Annotated in this window: 17 protein-coding genes; 5 read left to right on the forward strand and 12 right to left on the reverse strand. The window is 74.0% G+C overall.

All coding sequences use genetic code 11. From position 1 onward, the window contains the following. Positions 1 to 11: 11 nt before the first annotated feature. The 3 genes from ACRWND_RS02530 to ACRWND_RS02540 all read left to right on the forward strand — a co-directional run bounded on the left by ACRWND_RS02530 (position 12) and on the right by ACRWND_RS02540 (position 2,296). The gene (locus ACRWND_RS02530) at positions 12 to 812 is read left to right on the forward strand and encodes a carbon-nitrogen family hydrolase (RefSeq protein WP_431945361.1); all 801 of its coding nucleotides are present in this window, start codon (positions 12 to 14) and stop codon (positions 810 to 812) included. Between the two features lie 90 nt (positions 813 to 902). Beyond that, entirely contained in the window at positions 903 to 1,271 is a 369-nt protein-coding gene (locus tag ACRWND_RS02535) for a pyridoxamine 5'-phosphate oxidase family protein (RefSeq protein ID WP_431945363.1), read from the forward strand. Further along, positions 1,268 to 2,296: a phosphotransferase gene (locus ACRWND_RS02540; RefSeq protein WP_431945365.1), complete on the forward strand. Its 1,029-nt coding sequence runs from the start codon at positions 1,268 to 1,270 to the stop codon at positions 2,294 to 2,296. The genes ACRWND_RS02535 and ACRWND_RS02540 overlap by 4 nt, the downstream gene beginning before the upstream one ends. Before the next feature lie 70 nt (positions 2,297 to 2,366). Here ACRWND_RS02540 and ACRWND_RS02545 read toward each other — a convergent pair whose 3' ends face one another. Continuing rightward, positions 2,367 to 3,995, reverse strand: coding sequence for a protein kinase domain-containing protein (locus tag ACRWND_RS02545; RefSeq protein WP_431945367.1), 1,629 nt, complete (start codon positions 3,993 to 3,995; stop codon positions 2,367 to 2,369). 235 nt (positions 3,996 to 4,230) lie between these two features. On the opposite strand from ACRWND_RS02545, the gene ACRWND_RS02550 reads away from it, so the two are divergent. Continuing rightward, positions 4,231 to 5,991: a protein kinase domain-containing protein gene (locus tag ACRWND_RS02550; protein ID WP_431945369.1), complete on the forward strand. Its 1,761-nt coding sequence runs from the start codon at positions 4,231 to 4,233 to the stop codon at positions 5,989 to 5,991. A gap of 207 nt (positions 5,992 to 6,198) precedes the next feature. Here the strand turns inward: ACRWND_RS02550 and ACRWND_RS02555 are convergent, their stop codons facing one another. The 9 genes from ACRWND_RS02555 to pdhA all read right to left on the reverse strand — a co-directional run bounded on the left by ACRWND_RS02555 (position 6,199) and on the right by pdhA (position 15,273). Next, on the reverse strand, positions 6,199 to 6,759 hold the full coding sequence (locus tag ACRWND_RS02555) for a bacterial proteasome activator family protein (protein ID WP_431945371.1): 561 nt from the start codon (positions 6,757 to 6,759) through the stop codon (positions 6,199 to 6,201). Positions 6,760 to 6,876: 117 nt separating this feature from the next. Then, the gene (locus tag ACRWND_RS02560) at positions 6,877 to 7,236 is read right to left on the reverse strand and encodes a hypothetical protein (RefSeq protein WP_431945373.1); all 360 of its coding nucleotides are present in this window, start codon (positions 7,234 to 7,236) and stop codon (positions 6,877 to 6,879) included. Positions 7,237 to 7,308: 72 nt separating this feature from the next. Continuing rightward, complete coding sequence (locus tag ACRWND_RS02565; protein WP_431945375.1) at positions 7,309 to 8,280, reverse strand: NAD(P)H-quinone oxidoreductase; 972 nt, start codon at positions 8,278 to 8,280, stop codon at positions 7,309 to 7,311. A gap of 9 nt (positions 8,281 to 8,289) precedes the next feature. Further along, entirely contained in the window at positions 8,290 to 9,360 is a 1,071-nt protein-coding gene (locus ACRWND_RS02570) for a potassium channel family protein (protein WP_431945377.1), read from the reverse strand. Further along, a complete protein-coding gene (locus tag ACRWND_RS02575) occupies positions 9,357 to 10,814 on the reverse strand; it encodes a molybdopterin molybdotransferase MoeA (RefSeq protein WP_431945379.1) in 1,458 nt (485 codons plus the stop codon). The genes ACRWND_RS02570 and ACRWND_RS02575 overlap by 4 nt, the downstream gene beginning before the upstream one ends. Further along, positions 10,811 to 11,725: an NTP transferase domain-containing protein gene (locus ACRWND_RS02580; protein WP_431945381.1), complete on the reverse strand. Its 915-nt coding sequence runs from the start codon at positions 11,723 to 11,725 to the stop codon at positions 10,811 to 10,813. The genes ACRWND_RS02575 and ACRWND_RS02580 overlap by 4 nt, the downstream gene beginning before the upstream one ends. 28 nt (positions 11,726 to 11,753) lie before the next feature. Further along, positions 11,754 to 13,151 (reverse strand): dihydrolipoamide acetyltransferase family protein, encoded by a 1,398-nt coding sequence (locus ACRWND_RS02585; protein WP_431945383.1) that lies wholly within the window; start codon positions 13,149 to 13,151, stop codon positions 11,754 to 11,756. After that, complete coding sequence (locus ACRWND_RS02590; RefSeq protein WP_431945385.1) at positions 13,151 to 14,176, reverse strand: alpha-ketoacid dehydrogenase subunit beta; 1,026 nt, start codon at positions 14,174 to 14,176, stop codon at positions 13,151 to 13,153. Before ACRWND_RS02590 ends, ACRWND_RS02585 begins: the two co-directional genes overlap by 1 nt. Further along, positions 14,173 to 15,273 (reverse strand): pyruvate dehydrogenase (acetyl-transferring) E1 component subunit alpha, encoded by a 1,101-nt coding sequence (gene pdhA, locus ACRWND_RS02595; protein WP_431945387.1) that lies wholly within the window; start codon positions 15,271 to 15,273, stop codon positions 14,173 to 14,175. The genes ACRWND_RS02590 and pdhA overlap by 4 nt, the downstream gene beginning before the upstream one ends. A 150-nt stretch (positions 15,274 to 15,423) precedes the next feature. On the opposite strand from pdhA, the gene ACRWND_RS02600 reads away from it, so the two are divergent. Next, entirely contained in the window at positions 15,424 to 15,963 is a 540-nt protein-coding gene (locus ACRWND_RS02600) for an Lrp/AsnC family transcriptional regulator (RefSeq protein ID WP_431945389.1), read from the forward strand. Positions 15,964 to 16,030: 67 nt separating this feature from the next. On the opposite strand, the gene ACRWND_RS02605 is transcribed toward ACRWND_RS02600, so the two are convergent. Further along, positions 16,031 to 16,642 carry a TetR/AcrR family transcriptional regulator gene (locus ACRWND_RS02605; RefSeq protein WP_431945503.1) on the reverse strand — a complete coding sequence of 204 codons (612 nt, stop codon included), beginning with the start codon at positions 16,640 to 16,642 and terminating at the stop codon, positions 16,031 to 16,033. A 2-nt stretch (positions 16,643 to 16,644) separates the two neighbouring features. After that, the gene (locus ACRWND_RS02610) at positions 16,645 to 18,171 is read right to left on the reverse strand and encodes a 3-hydroxyacyl-CoA dehydrogenase (protein WP_431945391.1); all 1,527 of its coding nucleotides are present in this window, start codon (positions 18,169 to 18,171) and stop codon (positions 16,645 to 16,647) included. Positions 18,172 to 18,193 lie beyond the last annotated feature (22 nt).

Genomic DNA, 18,193 nt, shown 5'->3' on the forward strand with positions numbered 1-18,193 from the left:
GCGGTGGTACTGTGCGCGTTTCCCTGCTCCAGATCGACGTCGCTCGCGGCGAAGCGGTGGACGCCCGGCGGGAACGGGTGGCGTCGCTCGTCCGCGAGCAGGCCGGCTCGGACCTTGTCGTCCTGCCCGAGCTGTGGCCCGTGGGCGCCTTCGCCGCCGATCTCTTCCGGCCGGAGGCCGAGCCGCTGCACGGTCCCACCGCCGAGGCCATGAGCGCCGCCGCGCTGGACGCGGGTGTCTGGCTGCACGCCGGGTCGATCGTCGAGTGCGCCGCCGACGGCGCGCTGTACAACACCTCCCTGCTCTTCTCCCCCGACGGCGAGCTGCGCGCGACCTACCGCAAGATCCACCGCTTCGGCTTCGACCAGGGCGAGGCGGTGCTGATGAGCGCCGGCGACCGCATCGTCACCGGCCTCGTTCAGGGCGTGTGCGTGGGTCTGGCCACCTGCTACGACCTGCGGTTCCCCGAGCAGTTCCGGCTGCTCGTCGACGCGGGCGCCACCGTCCTGGCCGTACCGGCCGGCTGGCCCGCACGGCGCCGCGAGCACTGGACGCTGCTCGCCCGGGCCCGTGCCGTCGAGTCGCAGGCCTACGTGGTGGCCTGCGGCACCGCGGGAACCCACGCCGGGGTGGAGCTGGCCGGGCACAGCGTCGTGGTGGACCCGTGGGGCGCGGTCGTCGCCGAGGCCGGACCGGGGGAGGAGGTCCTCACCGCCGACCTCGACCCGGGCCTGGTGGCGAGGACCCGGGCGGACTTCCCGGTGCTGCGCGACCGCGTACTGGGCCTGCCGGTGCCGGATTCGGCCGGTTGAGACGGTATGGCCCCATCAGGGACCATCGGCCTCGCAGGTGGGGGCGGAGTCCTCTGCGTCCGAGCGGGGCGGCCGGGCAGGGTGGTTCCCATGGAACTCGAGGGGCGCGCTGCGCTGGCGCTACTGGGAAAGGTCCGGTACGGGCGGCTGGCGCTGACGCGGGGGGCCCTGCCGTACATCGCCGTGGCACGGCACGTCGTCGCCGACGACTCCGTGCTGATCCGCACCGACCGCTCCTGGGGCGTGGACGGCACGGTCGTGGCCTACCAGGCGGACGACCTCGATGCGGGCTGGGCGGTGCAGTTCCTGGGGACGGCACGGGCCTTCCACCCGTCGCCGTCGCTGCGGGCGCTGTTCGGCACAGATCACGAAAACGATACAAGCCGGAAACCGGGCCATGTGTACGTACGACTCGACCCACGAGTCCACCACCGAAATGATCTAGCATCTGCCTGGTGATCGGGAGCTCGGCGACGGCGCCGCCCTCCGCCGGGACTCTGGACGTCCTGCTGCGCCGGTACACGCACGCCGGCACCCCGCTGTGCTGCGAACCCGTTGCCCAAGGGTTACTGAACCGGGGCTTCCGGCTGGCCACCACCAGCGGCCGCTACTTCCTCAAGCTGTACGTCGACAGCGCCACCTCCGACTCCGACGTGATCGCCCGCCAGCACCGGGCGACCCAGCGGCTGAACGAGGTCGGCCTGCCCGTCGCCCCGCCGGTCCCCGACGCCGACGGCCGCACCGTCGCCGTGGTCGGCGGCCGCCCCTACGCGCTCTACCCGTGGGTGGAGGGCCGGCACCGCGAGGGCGGCGAGCTCACCACCGCCGACTCCCGCCGCCTGGGCGCGCTGCTCGGTCTCGTCCACACCGCCCTGGCCCGGGTGCAGCCGGCCCCCGAACCGGGCCTGCACGCGAGCGCGGACCCCGAGGTGACCTCTGCGCTGATCGCCGCGCTGCTGCGCAGGGTGCGCGCCCGCGCCCCGCGCGAGACCTTCGACGAACTGGCCGAGCACCGGTTGCTGGAGCGCCGCGCCCTGCTGGAACGGCACGCCCACCGTCGGCCGCCCGACGCCGCAGGCCCGGTGTCCGGCTGGGTGCACGGCGACTTCCACCCGCTCAACCTGCTCTACCGCGACGACGAGCCCGTCGCCATCGTCGACTGGGACCGGCTCGGCGTGCAGCCGCGCGCCGAGGAGGCGGTACGGGCCGCCGTGATCTTCTTCGTGCAGCGCGGTGGCGCCCTGGACCTCGACAAGATCCGCGCGTACGCCCGGGCCTACCGAGGCGCCGCGGGCGTGGCCGAGGACGAACTGGCGGCGGCCGTGCACCGGGTGTGGTGGGAGCGGCTCAACGACTTCTGGATGCTGCGCTGGCGCTACGTCCTCGACGACCGCAGGGCCGACCCCCTCTTCCCCGACTCGTCCGCCCTGGTCGTCTGGTGGACCGCCGCGTACGAGCCGGTGCTGGAGTCCTTCACCGGCTGAGTCCGGGGCCTCGGCCCGAGCTCGCCGGGCCCACCCGGGTGGTGGGCCCCGCCGACCGTCCGGCGCCCGGTCAGCCTCCCGTGACGGCGCCCTGGACGGCGCCCTCGACGGTACCGGTCGGGCCTCCGGTCTCCTCGCCCGAGGTGCCGCCCTCGCTGCCGCCGCCCGCATCGGTGCCGCCGTCGTCGGCGCCGCCGTCGGTGCTGCCGCCGGTCTCGGACACGGACGGGCTCGCGGACGCGGGCGCGGAGCCGGTCGGGGTGCTCGGCTCCTTCGTCGGCTGCGCCGGGGTCGAGGGGACCTCTGTGGTCGGTTCGGTCGAGGGCGGGGGCTTCGTGTACGTCGGCTTCTCCGGGAAGCCGCCGGTGCCGTCCTGGGTGGTGTCGTCCCTGAACTCCTCCTCGGTCTCCCGCGGCGTCGTCGGCTTCTCCTGCTGCGACTGCGTGGGCTTCACCTCCGGCGCCGGAGGCTTCTTGTCCCCCGTGTGGGAGACGGCGAAGTAGACGCCGAGAGCGACCGCGAGCACCGCCGCGACCACGAACAGCACCGGCTTGGCCCAGCGCCCGCCCCCCTGCGGCGGCTTTCCACCGTCGTAGCCGCCCGCGCCGCCGTCGCCGCCGGGCGGGCCGAGCAGCAGGGGCGGCTGCAACTGCGCGGTGTGGTGCGCGTCGTGCTGCCCGAACTGCGGGGGGAGGCCGATCGGCGCGGTCGCCACGGCGTTCGGCGCGGGCACGTAGCCGGTGTTCCAGGTGCCGGTGTGGCCGCCGCGCTCGTTCAGCATGCTCAGCGCGTACTGGACGACGCCGCGCATCTCCTCGGCCGTCTGGAAGCGGTCGTCCGGGTGCTTGGCGAGCGCGTGCAGCACCAGCCCGTCCAGCTCCGGGGGGACCCGGTCGCTGGTCTCGGAGGGCGGGCGCGGCTCGTCCTGCACATGCTGGTAGACCACCGACAGCGGCGTCTCTCCGGTGAACGGCGGCCGCAACGCGAGGAGTTCGTAGAGCAGGCAGCCTGTCGCATACAGGTCGGAGCGGGTGTCGACGGTCTTGCCGAGGGCCTGCTCCGGCGACAGGTACTGCGGGGTGCCCATGACCATGCCGGTCTGCGTCATCGTGGTCGAGGCGCCGTGCAGGGCCCGGGCGATGCCGAAGTCCATCACCTTCACCGCGCCGGTGTCGGTGATGATCACGTTCGCCGGCTTGATGTCCCGGTGGACGATGTCGTGCGCGTGGCTGTAGGCCAGCGCCTCCAACACGCCGGAGACGATGATGAGCGCCTGGTCGATCGGCGGCGGCTGCTCGGAGCCCAGGAGCAGGTCGCGGATCGTACGGCCCTCGACGAGCTCCATCACGATGTACGGCACGGTGCCGCCCGGTGTGACATCCTCACCCGAGTCGTAGACCGCCACCACCGCATGGTGGTTGAGCCCGGCGACCGACTGCGCCTCGCGCGTGAAACGGGCCTTGGAGACCGGGTCCTCGGCGAGGTCGGAGCGGAGCAGCTTCACGGCCACCGTCCGCCCCAGGCGCATGTCCTCGGCGGCGAACACCTCGGCCATGCCGCCGCGTCCGAGACGCCGGGTCAGCCGGTAGCGGCCGTCGCCGACCCTGCCTCCGGCACCCCACTGCTCGGGCGAGTCAGGCACGCCCCGGCCGTCGGCAGAGGGCTCCTCAGCGCCCCCGGCGGCTGTCGTCTGTGCCATCAGTCCTCGCCGTCGATCGTCGCCGAACAGGGTCCTCCGGCGCACCACGCTACCGCGTTCCGCCAGCGACGCGCTCCCCTCCCGTTCCCGCCGGAACTCTTGTGCGTCTGGTGACGAACAGGTCAACGAACTTGACCTGTCCAGGCCGTCGGGCAGACTGGGCGGTCAGGATGGGGGCGACTGTCGTGCGCGCACGCGGGTGCGCCCAGGGGGAACGTCAAGGGGACGGTTTCGGATGAGCGGGGACGGCACGCGGGGCACTCGTTCGGGGCGCTCGGTCGGCAACGGCCGCTACGTCCTCCGGGACCTGCTGGGGCAGGGCGGCATGGCCGCCGTGCATCTGGCACACGACACAGTGCTGGACCGGCCGGTGGCCGTCAAGACGCTGCACACCGACCTCGGGCGCGAGCCGTCGTTCCGCGAGCGGTTCCGGCGCGAGGCGCAGGCCGTCGCCAAGCTCAACCACACGAACATCGTCTCGGTCTTCGACTCCGGCGAGGACACCGTCGACGGCGCGCTCGTGCCGTACATCGTCATGGAGTACGTCGAGGGCAAGCCGCTGCGGGAGGTACTCGACGAGGACATCGCGCGGTTCGGCGCGATGCCCACCGAGAAGGCCCTGAAGATCACCGCCCACGTGCTCGCGGCGCTCTCCGAGAGTCACAGCGTGGGCCTGGTCCACCGGGACATCAAGCCGGGCAACGTGATGCTCACCAAGCGCGGCGCGGTGAAGGTGATGGACTTCGGCATCGCGCGCGCGATGCAGTCCGGCGTCTCCTCGATGACGCAGACCGGCATGGTGGTCGGCACCCCGCAGTACCTCTCGCCGGAACAGGCGCTGGGGCGGGGCGTGGACGAGCGCTCCGACCTGTACTCGGTGGGCTGCATGCTCTTCGAACTGCTCACCGGACGGCTGCCGTTCGACGGGGACTCCCCGCTGGCCATCGCCTACCAGCACGTCCAGGAGGCGCCGCCGGCCCCGTCGGCGCTCAACCGGGCGGTACAGCCGGGGGTGGACGCGCTCGTCGCGCGGGCCCTGAGGAAGAACCCCGCCGAGCGCTTCCCGACCGCCGACGCCATGCGCGAGGAAGCCCGGCGGGTCGCCGCGCCGGGCCACGGCGGCGGCGCCACACCGCTGATCATCAGTGGCGGTCCGCGCCCGCGCGGCCGCGGCGAGGACGTCTCCTCCGCGGTCTTCCCTCCGGTGCAGGGAGAGCTGGGCACCCCTGCGCCGCAGCTGCGAGCGCCGTACCAGCCCCCGGCGCCGGCTCCGTTCCCGCAGCAGCACCAGCCGCAGCCCCAGCCGCACTGGGGCGGCGGCCCCGGCGGCGGCGCGCACACCCCGCCGCCGGGTCCCGCCTACGGTTATCCGGCCGGCGCCTCGCACTCCCCCCACCAGCCGCACCCGCGGGCCGCGGGCCAGCACTCCCCCCCGCCCTACACGATGCGCGCCGGCGCGGCAGCGGGCGGCGGCCGGTCGGGCGGGGGCGCCTCGACGGCGGTCGTCGCCATCGGCGCCACGGTCGCCGTCATCGCGGTGATCGTGGTCATCGCCATCGCGATGTCGATGACCGGGAACGGCGGCGAGGGCGACACCGGCGGCACCGGCGGCACACCCGGCTACGAAGCGCGGCCCGGGAACTCCGCCACCGCCCGCCGGCAGGAGCCTTCGGAGCCCGCCGACGACAAGCCCGCGCCCGGCGTCAGCCAGGCCGACCAGACCCGCACCATCGACGCCTCGCGCTGCGCCGAGGCCACCAGGAGCTACCTGGGCGGCGACCCGGACTCGGTGGTGATGCCGGACTTCTTCACCAAGTACGTGGACTCGGTCGCATCCTGCATGAAGGCGGCGGGTTGGGACTACGAGGTCAAGTACCGCGACGAGCAGATCTACGGGAAGGGCGCGGTCGTCGACCAGAGGCCCAAGGCCTACGGCTCGCTCAAGCCGGGCAACGACAAGATCACCATCTGGGTGTCCACCGGTCAGGGCGGCTGACGCCCCGGCGTCCCCTGAACGCTCCGACACTCCCGGGACCGCGCCGGGGTGGCTCCCGCGACCGCTCCGGGGGGGCACTCGCGTGACGGCGCACGAGAACGCATGCGGTCGGCGTCAGAGAGCACCGGCGGACGGCGGGTGACCCGAGGGTCCCCGCCGTCTGTACCTACGCGTACGCACCGACCCGCTGTCGCCGCGGCCGCCGGCTCACAGGTAGGGGCCGCTGCGCGCCCCGCCCGGGATGTGGCCTTCCTCGTCGCCTTCCTGCGCCACACCGGGCGGCAGCGCGCGGCGCATCTGCTCCAGCTGGGCCCGGGCGGCCATCTGCTGGGCGAACAGCGCGGTCTGGATGCCGTGGAAGAGGCCCTCCAGCCAACCCACCAGCTGCGCCTGGGCGATCCGCAGTTCGGCGTCGCTCGGCACACCATCCTCGGTGAAGGGCAGCGAGAGCCGCTCGAGTTCCTCGACGAGCTCGGGGGCGAGCCCTGCCTCCAGCTCCTTCACGGAGCTGTGATGGATCTCCTTCAACCGCACCCGGCTCGCCTCGTCCAGGGGCGCGGCCTTGACCTCTTCCAGGAGCTGCTTGATCATGCTGCCGATCCGCATGACCTTCGCGGGCTGTTCGACCATCTCCGTCACGGGGACCTCGCGCTGCTCGTCGCCATCTCCGGCGCGGCCGGCGGGTCCGCCGCCGAGGGCCATCCCGTCCGGGCCGACGACCAGGACCTGCGGGCTCTCCTGCGACCGTTCGTTCATCGGCATCTCCATGCCGTCATTGTCGCGCACCGTCGCCTTACCGGGATGTGTGCCCCCCAGAGCCCCGCGCTACGCCTCCCGGCGCTCCCCGTACGCCGCCAACAGGGCCCGGTGCGGGGCGCGCAGAGGTCAGCGGGCACGGCGCAGCCGCAGGCCGAGGAAGCCCAGACCGAGCCCGATCAGCACCAGCCCGGCGCCGAGCGGCAGGACCTCGAGCACCCGCCCCACGGGTGCCGGGACGGCGGCCGGGCCCTGGTTCTGCGGCTCCTCGGCGTGCACGGGGACGGGCACGGAGGGCCGGCTTCCGGCGTCGCCGTCCGGGGTCGGCGGCGGCTCCGCCCGTCCGGGGTGCCTGCGCCCCTCCCCGGCTTCGCTGCCCGCGAGCCCGGAGGACGCCGCCGGATGGGGCGGAGGCGGTGCGGCGGCGCCGGTGACCAGGAGAGCGACCCCGGTCACCGTCGATACCACGACCACCTTCCGCAACTCCATGCTTCCAGCGTCACATGGTGCGTCACGGGCGGCCAGTCGTCCCAGCGGGCCGTATCGGCCGTCCGCCGGTGGTCACAGGGTGAGCAGCACCTTGCCGACGTGGGTGCTCGCCTCGACCAGTCGGTGCGCCTCGGCCGCCTCGCGCATGGGGAGGGCGCGGTCCACCACCGGACGCACCACCCCGGACTCCAGCAGCGGCCAGACGTGCTCCCGCACCGCCGCCACGATGGCCGCCTTCTCCTCCAGCGGCCGTCCGCGCAGCGAGGTCGCGGTGATCGCGGCCCGCTTCGCCAGCATCCGCCCGAGGTCGAGCTCGCCCTTGGCGCCGCCCTGCAGCCCGATGACGGCCAGCCTGCCGTTGACCGCGAGGGCGTCGATGTTCCGGCCCAGGTACTTCGCGCCCATGATGTCGAGGATGACGTCGGCGCCGCCGAAGGCCTCACGGACCTCGGCCGTGAAGTCCTGCTCGCGGTAGTTGATCCCGAGGTCGGCGCCGAGCTCACGGCACTTCGCCAGCTTGTCCGCGCTGCCCGCGGTGACCGCGACCTTGGCGCCCACCGCCTTGGCCAGCTGGATCGCCATCGTGCCGATGCCACTGGAACCGCCGTGGACCAGCAGCGTCTCGCCAGGACGCAGGTGAGCGATCATGAAGACGTTGGACCAGACGGTGCAGACCACCTCGGGCAGGGCCGCCGCCTCGACGAGGCCCACGCCCTTGGGCACCGGCAGCAGCTGCCCGGCCGGGACGGCGACCTTCCCGGCATAGCCGCCGCCCGCGAGCAGCGCGCACACCTCGTCGCCCACGGACCAGCCGCTCACCCCCGGGCCGACGGCGGCGACACGGCCCGAGCACTCCAGGCCCGGGTAGGGGGACGCGCCGGGCGGCGGGTCGTAGAAGCCCTGCCGCTGCAGCAGGTCGGCACGGTTGACGGCGGTCGCGGCGACGTCGACCAGCACCTCGCCCTCGGCGGGTACCGGATCGGGGACCTCGGCCCAGACGAGCGCGTCGGGGCCGCCGGGTTCGGGGATGGTGATCGCATGCATGCTCCGACGCTACCCCTGCGGAACGTGCGACGGGTCCCCCTGGCTCGTCCTGTGGACGACGATGAGCCGATCGGTCAACTGCAGCGGGCTCGCCTCGGGGTTGTCGTGGTCGAGCAGCCGGTGGCCGCGCTTGACGACCACCACCAGGTCGCCGACCTCGCGCGGGTTCAGCCCGGCCTCCGCCTTGGTGACGGGGCGCTCGATCAGGTCCAGCCCGCTGCCGTAGGAGATCAGCTCCTCCATCACCTCGCCGGCGCTCGGGCTGAGCATCGACATCCCGAGCAGCCGGCCCGCCGCGCCGGAACTGGTGACGACGGCGTTGGCCCCGGACTGGCGCAGCAGTGGGGCGTTCTCCTCCTCGCGCACGGACGCGACGATGTTGATCCGCTTGCTCAGCTGGCGGGCCGTGAGCGCCACCAGGACGGCGGTGTCGTCGCGCTGCGTGGCGATGATGAGCTCCTTGGCCCGCTGGATCTCCGCACGCAGCATGACGTCGTTGCGGGTCGCGTCGCCTGTGACGCCGGCGAAGCCCGCGGAGACCGCGGCCTCCACCGCCTTGGGGTCGGGGTCGACGACCACGATCCGCTGCGGCGGCACGCCGTGGCCGGTGAGTGTCTTGGCCGCGGAACGGCCCTTGGTGCCGAATCCGACGATGACGGTGTGATCGCGCACGGTGGACCTCCAGCGCTGCTGCCGGTACTGCTCGCGGGTACGTTCGGTGAGCACCTCGAGAGTGGTGCCGACGAGGATGATCAGGAAGAGCACGCGCAGGGGCGTCACCAGGAGGACATTGGTCAGCCGGGCGCTCGGGCTGTAGGGGACGATGTCGCCGTAACCCGTGGTGGAGAGGGTGACCGTCGCGTAGTAGACGCAGTCCAGCAGCGACATCGGGCTGTCGGAGTTGTCGTGGTAGCCCTCGCGGTCGGCGTACACGATCAGCACGGTCAGCACCATGACCAGCAGGGCCATCAGGAGCCGTCGGACGACCTGGACGAGCGGCCCGACGGGCTTCTTGGTGGGCAGGTGGATGGTGCCGCCGCCTGTCCGCGCGGCCTTCTGGCCGCGGCCCGCATCTCTCACCACCGCCCCCAGCCCGTCTCCAGGACGGCCACGCGGTCGCCCTTCACGGCCCCGCCGGGTGGGACGACGGCCATGCCGTCGGCCGCAGCGATGCCGCGCAGCATGGCCGGACCGCTGAAGTGCAGCGGGGACACCTGCGACTCCTCGTCGAGAACCACCGGCACCAGGCGGGTGTCGGTGGGGTGGCCGTGCACGTCCCCGGTGAGCCGCGCCCCGTACGCCTCCGGTGCCGGGCGCCCGGCGAGCGCGCGCAGCAGGGGCACCGCGAGGGTCAGCACACCGGAGACCGCCGCCAGCGGGTTGCCCGGCAGGCCCACCAGCCGCCTGCCGCCGGGCAGTTCGGCCAGCAGCATGGGGTGACCGGGGCGGACGGCGACGCCGTCGACGAGCAGCCGCGCGCCGATGCGCTCCAGTACGGGATGGACGAAGTCCACCGGGCCGCTCGCCGTGCCGCCGGTGGTGACGACGACATCGGCGGTGGACGCGGTGACGGCGTCCTGCAGCAGGTCGGCGTCGTCCTTCAGCCGCCGCGCGCGGACCGTGCCGGCCCCGAGCGCGGCGAGCCAACCGGGAAGCAGGGGGCCGAGCGCGTCCCGGACCCGGCCGCCGCCGGGCGCGCCGGAGTCCAGCAGCTCGTCGCCGAGGACGAGGATCTCGACCGAGGGCCGCGCGACCACGGTCAGCGCGTCGTAACCCGCCGCCGCGGCCAGGCCGAGCACCGCGGGCGTGACCAGCACACCTGGCGCCAGCAGCGTGTCGCCGCCGCGGCACTCCTGGCCGCGGGGCCGCACGTCCTGGCCGGGCTCGGGGCCGCCCCGCGTGGCGTGCAGCAGTCCGTCGGCCGTCACCCGCCCGTACTCCCGGCGCAGCACCGCCGTCGCGCCGGGGGGCAGCGCGGCCCCGGTGGCGATGGCGGTGGCCTGGCCGTCGAGCAGCGGCTGCGCGGCCCGCTGCCCGGCCAGGACGCGGCCTTCCGCGCGCCATGGGCCGGGGCCGGCGACGGCCCAGCCGTCCATCGCGGAGGTGTCGAAGGACGGCAGGTCCGTGAGGGCGGTCAGCGGTTCGGCGAGGGCGTGTCCCAGTGCCTCGCCGAGCGGCAGGTCCAGGCGTCCCAGCGGGCCGGCGGCGGCGCCGGCGATGCGGCGGGCCCGGGGCCACGGCAGGTCGTGGCGGTCGCGGTGGCCTGCGGGGCCGCCGTGGTGCCGGCCGCCGCCGTGGCCCTGGCGGCCGTGGTGGCCCGGCTGGCCGCCGTGGCCGCCCGGGGAGCCCTGGGGGGACGCGCCGTGCGGCCCGGCCCCGGCCTCGCCGGGGTCGCCACCGGAAGGCGGCTGTACGGGACCGTGCCGGCCGGCGGCCCGCCCGTTCGCCAGGGCCAGCGCCGCGTCGAACTCGTCATCGGCGGCGTCCCCGGCACCGGTGTCGCGGGCACCGCCCGCCGCACCCGGCAGGTTCATGCGTCCGGGTCCCCGCTCCCCGTTTCCTTCGCCCACCGCTCGGCCAGCACAAAGGCGCGCCTGGCGGCCTCCGCGACAGCCTGCTCGCCGCCGCCCGCCGAGGCCGCCGCGTAGCCCACCAGGAAGGTGGTCAGCGGCGCGGCGGGACGGTCGACGCCGTGGGCGGCGTCCCGGGCGAGATCGAGGAGCATGCGCATGTCCACGTCGAGTTCGATGCCGAGTTCGGCCTTGGCTGCGGTGATCCATTCTTCCAACACGTCCCCATGCTCCCTGATCCTGGCCCGGGCTGTGGAGAGATCGTCCCAGGTGTCGCAGTCGAAGGAGGCCTGCCCGGTGGGGTCGGGCAGCCGCAGCAGGGCCAGTTCACCGGTGAGCAGCCGCAACGGCAGCCCGGTGAGGGTCCCGTGCTCGGCGGCGATCAGCGCGAGGTGCTGGCGCAGCGCGTCCGTGCGGTAGGCGGCCGCCAGCGTCTGGTCGCGGCCGTCGGGGTCGGTCAGCACGACCCCGTCGCCGCCCTGCGCACCGCGCAGGGCGGCGAGGAGGGCGTCCACCGCCGTACGGGACAGGAACGGCAGGTCGGCGGCGAGCACCAGCACCACGTCCGCGGTGACCTGGCGCAGCCCGGCTGCGAGCGCCGGCAGCGGGCCCCCGCCCGGAGGTTCCTCCCGGGCCCAGGCCACCGGACGGACGGTGGGGCGACGCGGGCCGACGACCACGGTGGTGGCCGCGCCCCCGCACGCGTCCAGGACGCGGTCGATCAGCGCCCGCCCGGCGACCGGCAGGCCCGGCTTGTCGGCCCCGCCGAGGCGCCTGGCGGCGCCGCCTGCGAGGACGACCGCGTCGTGGTGCGGCTGCTCGTCCGCCGAAGGGGGCGATGGGTGGTCGCGCGGCTCGCGTGGCTCGGGAGTCATGCCCGGAGTATCGCCCACCGTGACGACTTCACACCGCCCGGAGCAGCACTGCCGGTTGTTCCACGCAGTCCGCGACGAAGCGGAGGAAGCCGCCCGCCGTGCCGCCGTCGCACACCCGGTGGTCGAAGGTGAACGACAGCTGCACGACCTGGCGCACGGCCAGCTCGCCCTGGTGGACCCAGGGCTTGGGGGTGATCCGGCCGACGCCGAGCATCGCGGCCTCGGGGTGGTTGATGATCGGCGTGGAGCCGTCGACACCGAACACGCCGTAGTTGTTGAGCGTGAAGGTGCCGCCGGTCAGCTGGGCCGGGGTCAACCCGCCGGAGCGGGCCGCCTCAGTGAGCCGTCCGATCTCCTCCGACAACTCCTGCGTGCTGCGCCGGTGGGCGTCCTGAACGACGGGGACGACCAGTCCGCGGTCGGTCTGCGCCGCGAAGCCGATGTGCACCTGCGGCAGCACCACGATCTCGCCCCGCTCGGCGTCCACCCTGGAGTTGAGCTCCGGATAGCGGGCCAGGGCCGCCACACAGATCCGCGCGAACAGCGCGAGGACGGAGACCTTGGGACCGCCCGCGGCGTTCATCGCCGCCCGTGCCGCGAGCAGTTCCGTCGCGTCGGCGTCCACCCAGCAGGTGGCGTCGGGGATCTCCCGACGGCTGCGGGCGAGCTTGTCGGCCACGGCGCCGCGAATGCCGCGCAGCGGGATACGGGTGCCTCCGGCGTCCGGAGCGGCCGCCGCCGGCGTGGGCGCGGTGACGGGCGGCGCGGAAGCGGCCGAGATGGCCCGTTCCACGTCGGAGCGCAGGATCAGCCCGTCGGGGCCGGAACCCTTCAGCGCACGAAGGTCGAGGCCGTGCTCACGGGCCCGACGCCGCACGAGCGGGGAGATGACGGCGACGGGACCCTCGTGCCGGACCGGCACGGCGCGCGCGGGCGCCGGAGCGGGGGCGGACGCCGGAGCGGGGGCGGACGCCGGAGCGGGGGCGGACGCCGGAGCGGGGGCGGGTGCCGGAGCGGGGGCGGACGCGCCGGCACCGGGCGCCGGACGCACCCGGCGGCGCCGGGCCGCGGGGCCGCTGGTGCCGTAGCCGACGAGCACATTGCCGGAGCCCGATTCCTCCCCGGCAGCGGCCCGGGTGGCGGGGGCGGCAGGATCGGCCGACGCCGGCTGTCCGTCGGGGGAGTCGACCGCGACGGTGAGCAGCGGCCGCCCCACGTCGAGGGTCTGCCCCTCCTCGCCGAAGCGCGCGGTGACCACCCCGCCATAGGGGCAGGGCACCTCGACCACGGCTTTGGCCGTCTCGACCTCCACGACGGGCTGGTCGACGGCGACGACATCGCCGACCTGCACCATCCAGCGCACGATCTCGGCCTCGGTCAGCCCCTCGCCCAGGTCGGGGAGGGCGAACTCGCGGACGGCGGCCATCACTCCTCCTCCCACTGCAGGCGCCCCACCGCGTCGAGGATGCGGTCGACACCGGGCAGGTGGTGCCGCTCCAGCATCGGCGGCGGATAGGGGATGTCGAAACCGGCGACCCGCAGGACCGGGGCCTCCAGGTGGTGGAAGCAGCGCTCGGTGACCCGGGCGGCTATCTCGGCGCCCACGCCGCCGAAGCCGGAGGACTCGTGGACGACGACCGCACGGCCGGTGCGGCGCACCGACGCGGTGACCGTCTCGTCGTCGAAGGGCACCAGGCTGCGCAGGTCGACGACCTCCAGATCCCAGCCCTCCTGCACCGCGGCCTCGGCCGCCTCCAGGCAGACCGGCAGCGACGGGCCGTAGGTGATCAGGGTGGCGGAGCGGCCGCTGCGGCGGACGACGGCCCGTCCTATCGGGGCCACCTCCTCCGGGGCGTCCGCCGACCAGTCGGCCTTGGACCAGTAGAGCCGCTTGGGCTCGAGGAAGATCACCGGGTCGTCGGAGGCGATCGACGCCCTCAGCAGCCCGTAGGCGTCCGCCACCGTGGCCGGGGTGACGACGTGCAGGCCCGGGGTGTGGACGTAGTACGCCTCGGAGGCGTCGCTGTGGTGCTCGACGCCGCCGATGCCGCCGCCGTAGGGCACCCGGATGGTCAGGGGCAGCGGCATGGCGCCGCGCGTGCGGTTGCGCATCTTCGCGACGTGGCTGACGAGCTGCTCGAATGCCGGGTAGGCGAAGGCGTCGAACTGCATCTCGACGACGGGGCGCATGCCGTACATCGCCATGCCCACGGCCGTGCCGAGGATGCCGGCCTCGGCGAGCGGGGTGTCGGTGCAGCGGCTGTCGCCGAACTCCTCGGCGAGGCCGTCGGTGATGCGGAAGACGCCGCCGAGGGTGCCGATGTCCTCGCCGAAGAGGTGGACCGAGGGGTCCTCGGCGAGACAGTCGCGCAGCGCGCGGTTGAGCGCCTGGGCCATGGTGGCCGGCTTGCGTGCGGCGGCCACGGGGGTCGCGGTGGTGGCGGTGCTCATGACTGTGCCTCGGCCTCCAGCTCGGCCCTCAGCATCGCGGCCTGCTCACGCAGCTGCGGGGTGGGCTCGGCATAGACGTGTGCGAACATCTCCATCGGGTCGAGGACCGGGTCCTCGTTCATCCGCTCGCGCAGCGCGGCGGCCATCCGCTCCGCCTCCTCCGCGGTGTCGCGGACCAGCGCCTCGTCGAGCAGGTCGCGCTCGCGCAGGGCGCGCTCGAGCACCGCGATCGGGTCGTGCTCGCGCCAGGCCTCGACCTCGGAGTCCTCCCGGTAGCGGGTGGCGTCGTCGGCGTTGGTGTGCGCGTCCAGACGGTAGGTGATCGCCTCCACCAGGGTCGGGCCGCCGCCCTCGCGGGCACGGGCGACGGCCTCGGTGAGCACGCGGTGGACGGCCGCGATGTCGTTGCCGTCGACGAGCCGCCCGGGCATCCCGTAGCCCACGGCCTTGTGGGCCAGCGACGGGGCGGCGGTCTGCTTGGCGAGCGGCACCGAGATGGCGAAGCCGTTGTTCTGTACGAAAAAGACAACGGGGGAGCGCCACACGGCGGCGAAGTTCAGTGCCTCGTGGAAGTCGCCCTCGCTGGTGCCCCCGTCGCCCACCATGGCGAGCGCCACGACGTCGTCGCCCTTGAGCCTGGCCGCGTGCGCGAGGCCCACGGCGTGCGGCAACTGGGTGGCCAGCGGTGTGCTGAGCGGGGCGACGCGGTGCTCGCGCGGGTCGTAGCCGGTGTGCCAGTCGCCGCGCAGCAGCGTCAGCGCCTCCACGGGGTCCACGCCCCGCGCGACGGCGGCCAGGGTGTCGCGATAACTGGGGAACAGCCAGTCCTGGGGCTCGAGGGCGAGCGCCGCGGCGACCTCGCACGCCTCCTGGCCGGTGCTGGAGGGGTAGACGGCGAGCCTGCCCTGCTTGGTCAGCGCGGTGGCCTGGCGGTTGTAGCGGCGGCCGCGCACCAGCTGTCCGTACATCGCGGTCAGCGTTCCGGCGTCGAGCGCGCCTGCCTCGGGGGTGCCGAGCAGTCGGTACGGCTCAGGGTCGGGCAGCAGCGGCGCCGGGTCGGTGCGGGGTTGCCAGACGTGCTGGTCCAGGACGGTCATCGCGAGCACCTCCTCGTGGGCGTGTTCGATCGGGGGAGCGGGTATCGCTTCCCCTACCGATTGTTCGGTCGCCGGAGGCATTTTGGCTACAGGTGCGTCCCGCCTGTGGACAAACGGTTCTCCACAACCTGAGATGGAGCCAGTACGTCCATGCTAGGGAGGCTCGGGGGCGTGACGGATTCCCAAATATCTCGAGGCGGCCCCCCGGGACCGCAGGCGCCGCCGCCGGACACCGGCCCGGCGCCGCGTCCGCTGGACGCCATCGACCGCGCGATCCTGCGCTACCTCCAGGAGGACGGGCGGGCGTCCATACGGTCGGTCGCGGAGCAGGTCCACGTCTCCCGCGCCAACGCCTACGCCCGGATCAACCGGCTCCTGGAGGACGGGGTCATCCGCGGTTTCACGGCCCGGGTCGACCACGAACGCGCAGGTCAAGGCGCATCCGCGTACATCACCTTGAAGATCGTGCAGAACTCCTGGCGCACGGTGCGGGAGAAGCTGCTCGATCTGCCCGGGGTGGCGCACATCGCCCTGGTGAGCGGGGACTTCGACGTCCTGATGCTGGTCCACACCCCCGACAACCGCAGCCTGCGCGAACTGGTGCTGACCCGCATCCAGGCGGTGCCCGAGGTGCTCAGCAGCCGCACGCTGATCGTCTTCGAGGAGACCGACCGGGTGCTGACCGACTGACCCGCCCGCCCGCTCCGCGTTCGTCCGCCACGGCGTGCTCGTCCCTGCCGGACCGGCTCGGCCGGGGTCAGGAGTCGCGCAACCCGTCGAAGGCCAGCCGCACGACGGCGTCCACGACCGCGGCGTCGTCGTGCTCACGGGTACCGGCCGGGTGCGGCTGGTACCACTCGACTATGGAATTGATCATGCCGAAGAGCAGCCTGGTCGCGAGCCGCGGCTCCACGTCGCCACGCAGATCGCCCTCCGCCACGGCCGACTTCAGCAGGTCGGCGACCCGGTGGTCGAACTCCCTGCGGCGCTCCATGGCAGCGCGCTCGGTCGTGGTGTTGCCCCGCACCCGCAGCAGCAGCGTGACGTAGGGCAGCTCCGCCATCAGCACCTCGGTGGTGCGGCGCGTGACGTACTCCAGCCGCTCCACGGCGCGCCCACCGCTCGCCCCGGGCTCCTCCAGGATGCCGAACAGGCCGTCCAGGGCGCGGCCGACGGCGCGCTCCAACAGCTCTTCCTTGCCCCGCACATGGTGGTAGATCGAGGACTTGGAGATGCCGGCGGCCCGCGACAGGTGCTCCATGGAGGTGCCGTCGTAACCGCGCTCGATGAAGACCGCCACGGCCACGGCCAGCAGCGAGTCCGGGGTGTAGGTGTCCCTCTTGGGGGCGGAGGTGTCGCGGTGTGCCATGGTCACGATGAAAGCAGGCTCCTCTCGGCCGCCGCGCGGCGGTTCAGCGGACGAGACGGCGCATAGCGCCCGCCCGGGTACGCCTGGTGCAGGTTGCGCAGCACCTCGTGGACCCACCTGGGACCCAGTTCGTCGCCCCAGGCCAGCGGACCGCGCGGATAGTTCACGCCCAGCCGCATCGCGGTGTCGACGTCCTGCGGCGAGGCCACCTGGCGCGCGACGGCGTCGGCGGCGAAGTCCACCAGCATCGCCACGGTACGGGCGACGATCATGCCCGGGACGTCCTCGATGACGCTGACCTGCTTGCCCAGCGCCTGGAACAGCCCGATCGCCGCCTGGAGCGTCTCCGGGCGCGCCGAGTCGGACGGGGCGAGGGCGATCCGGGTCGCCGCCCGGTAGTCCAGCGCCAGGTCGAACTGGACGTAGTCGACGTCCGGGCCGGTGGTGGCCGGGGCGCCGTCCGCGAGGTAGAGCCGGCCGCCGCCTGGCAGCTCGATGTACCCGTCGTCGGGGTCGGCGACCTCGCCGTCCAGCACCTCGATACCCGCCTCGGCGATCATCCGGGGCAGCTCGGCGGCCGGTCCGCGGCCGCCCATGCAGACGGTGACCTCGGCGGGCGGCTTCTCCGGCCCCGCCGTGCGGGCGACCGGGGCGGCCGCGCCCTCGGTGTGGTCGTACCAGCCCCGCCCGCTCTTGCGGCCCAGCCGCCCGGACTCCACCAGCCGCCGCTGGGCGAGCGAGGGGGTGAACTTGGGGTCCTGGTAGAAGGAGTCCCACACCGAGCGGGTGACGGCTTCGTTGACGTCCTGGCCGATGAGGTCGGTGAGCTCGAACGGGCCCATCCGGAAGCCGCCGCTCTCCCGGAGCACCGCGTCGATGGTGGCGGGGTCGGCGACCCGCTCCTCGTGCAGCCGGAAGGCCTCGGCGTAGAAGGGCCGCGCGACGCGGTTGACGATGAAGCCCGGAGTGTCGGCGCAGCGCACCGGTGTCTTGCCCCAGGTGGCGGCGGTGTCGTGGGCGGTCCTGGCGGCGGCCTCGTCGGTCGCGGCGCCCGAGACCACCTCGACCAGCGGAAGCAGGGGGGCGGGGTTGAAGAAGTGCAGCCCGACGAGGCGGCCCGGACGGCGCAGCGCGCCGCCCACGGCGGTCACCGACAGGGAGGAGGTGTTGGTGGCCAGCAGGCAGTCCTCGGAGACGACCGACTCCAGGGCGGTGAAGAGCTGCTGCTTGGCGCCCAGGTCCTCCAGGATCGCCTCGACGACCAGCGACACGCCCGCCAGCTCCTCGATCCCCCGGACGGCCGCGAGCCGCCCACGGGCCGCGTCGCGCTCGGCGGGCGTCAGCCGGCCCTTCTCCACCAGGCGGTCCAGCCGTTCCCCCAGGGCCCGCTCGGCCTGCTCGGCCCGCCCCGGGCCCGCGTCGTAGAGCCGTACGGGATGCCCCGCCACCAGGGCGACCTGGGCGATCCCCTGGCCCATCGTCCCCGTGCCCACCACCGCGACCGTGCTGGATCGGTCAAGAGCGCTCATCGCCGCCACTGCTCCTCGCCGG

The organism is Actinacidiphila sp. bgisy167 (genome assembly GCF_965342175.1).
Taxonomy (GTDB): Bacteria; Actinomycetota; Actinomycetes; order Streptomycetales; family Streptomycetaceae; genus Actinacidiphila.

Bases quoted from the DNA above. Each gene is read 5' to 3' on its own strand.
- ACRWND_RS02535 (WP_431945363.1), top strand. From the start codon at position 903: ATGGAACTCGAGGGGCGCGCTGCGCTGGCGCTACTGGGAAAGGTCCGG.
- ACRWND_RS02545 (WP_431945367.1), bottom strand. From the start codon at position 3,995: ATGGCACAGACGACAGCCGCCGGGGGCGCTGAGGAGCCCTCTGCCGAC.
- ACRWND_RS02550 (WP_431945369.1), top strand. From the start codon at position 4,231: ATGAGCGGGGACGGCACGCGGGGCACTCGTTCGGGGCGCTCGGTCGGC.
- ACRWND_RS02555 (WP_431945371.1), bottom strand. From the start codon at position 6,759: ATGGAGATGCCGATGAACGAACGGTCGCAGGAGAGCCCGCAGGTCCTG.
- ACRWND_RS02560 (WP_431945373.1), bottom strand. From the start codon at position 7,236: ATGGAGTTGCGGAAGGTGGTCGTGGTATCGACGGTGACCGGGGTCGCT.
- ACRWND_RS02565 (WP_431945375.1), bottom strand. From the start codon at position 8,280: ATGCATGCGATCACCATCCCCGAACCCGGCGGCCCCGACGCGCTCGTC.
- ACRWND_RS02575 (WP_431945379.1), bottom strand. From the start codon at position 10,814: ATGAACCTGCCGGGTGCGGCGGGCGGTGCCCGCGACACCGGTGCCGGG.
- ACRWND_RS02580 (WP_431945381.1), bottom strand. From the start codon at position 11,725: ATGACTCCCGAGCCACGCGAGCCGCGCGACCACCCATCGCCCCCTTCG.
- ACRWND_RS02585 (WP_431945383.1), bottom strand. From the start codon at position 13,151: ATGGCCGCCGTCCGCGAGTTCGCCCTCCCCGACCTGGGCGAGGGGCTG.
- ACRWND_RS02590 (WP_431945385.1), bottom strand. From the start codon at position 14,176: ATGAGCACCGCCACCACCGCGACCCCCGTGGCCGCCGCACGCAAGCCG.
- pdhA (WP_431945387.1), bottom strand. From the start codon at position 15,273: ATGACCGTCCTGGACCAGCACGTCTGGCAACCCCGCACCGACCCGGCG.
- ACRWND_RS02600 (WP_431945389.1), top strand. From the start codon at position 15,424: ATGCTAGGGAGGCTCGGGGGCGTGACGGATTCCCAAATATCTCGAGGC.
- ACRWND_RS02605 (WP_431945503.1), bottom strand. From the start codon at position 16,642: ATGGCACACCGCGACACCTCCGCCCCCAAGAGGGACACCTACACCCCG.
- ACRWND_RS02610 (WP_431945391.1), bottom strand. From the start codon at position 18,171: ATGAGCGCTCTTGACCGATCCAGCACGGTCGCGGTGGTGGGCACGGGG.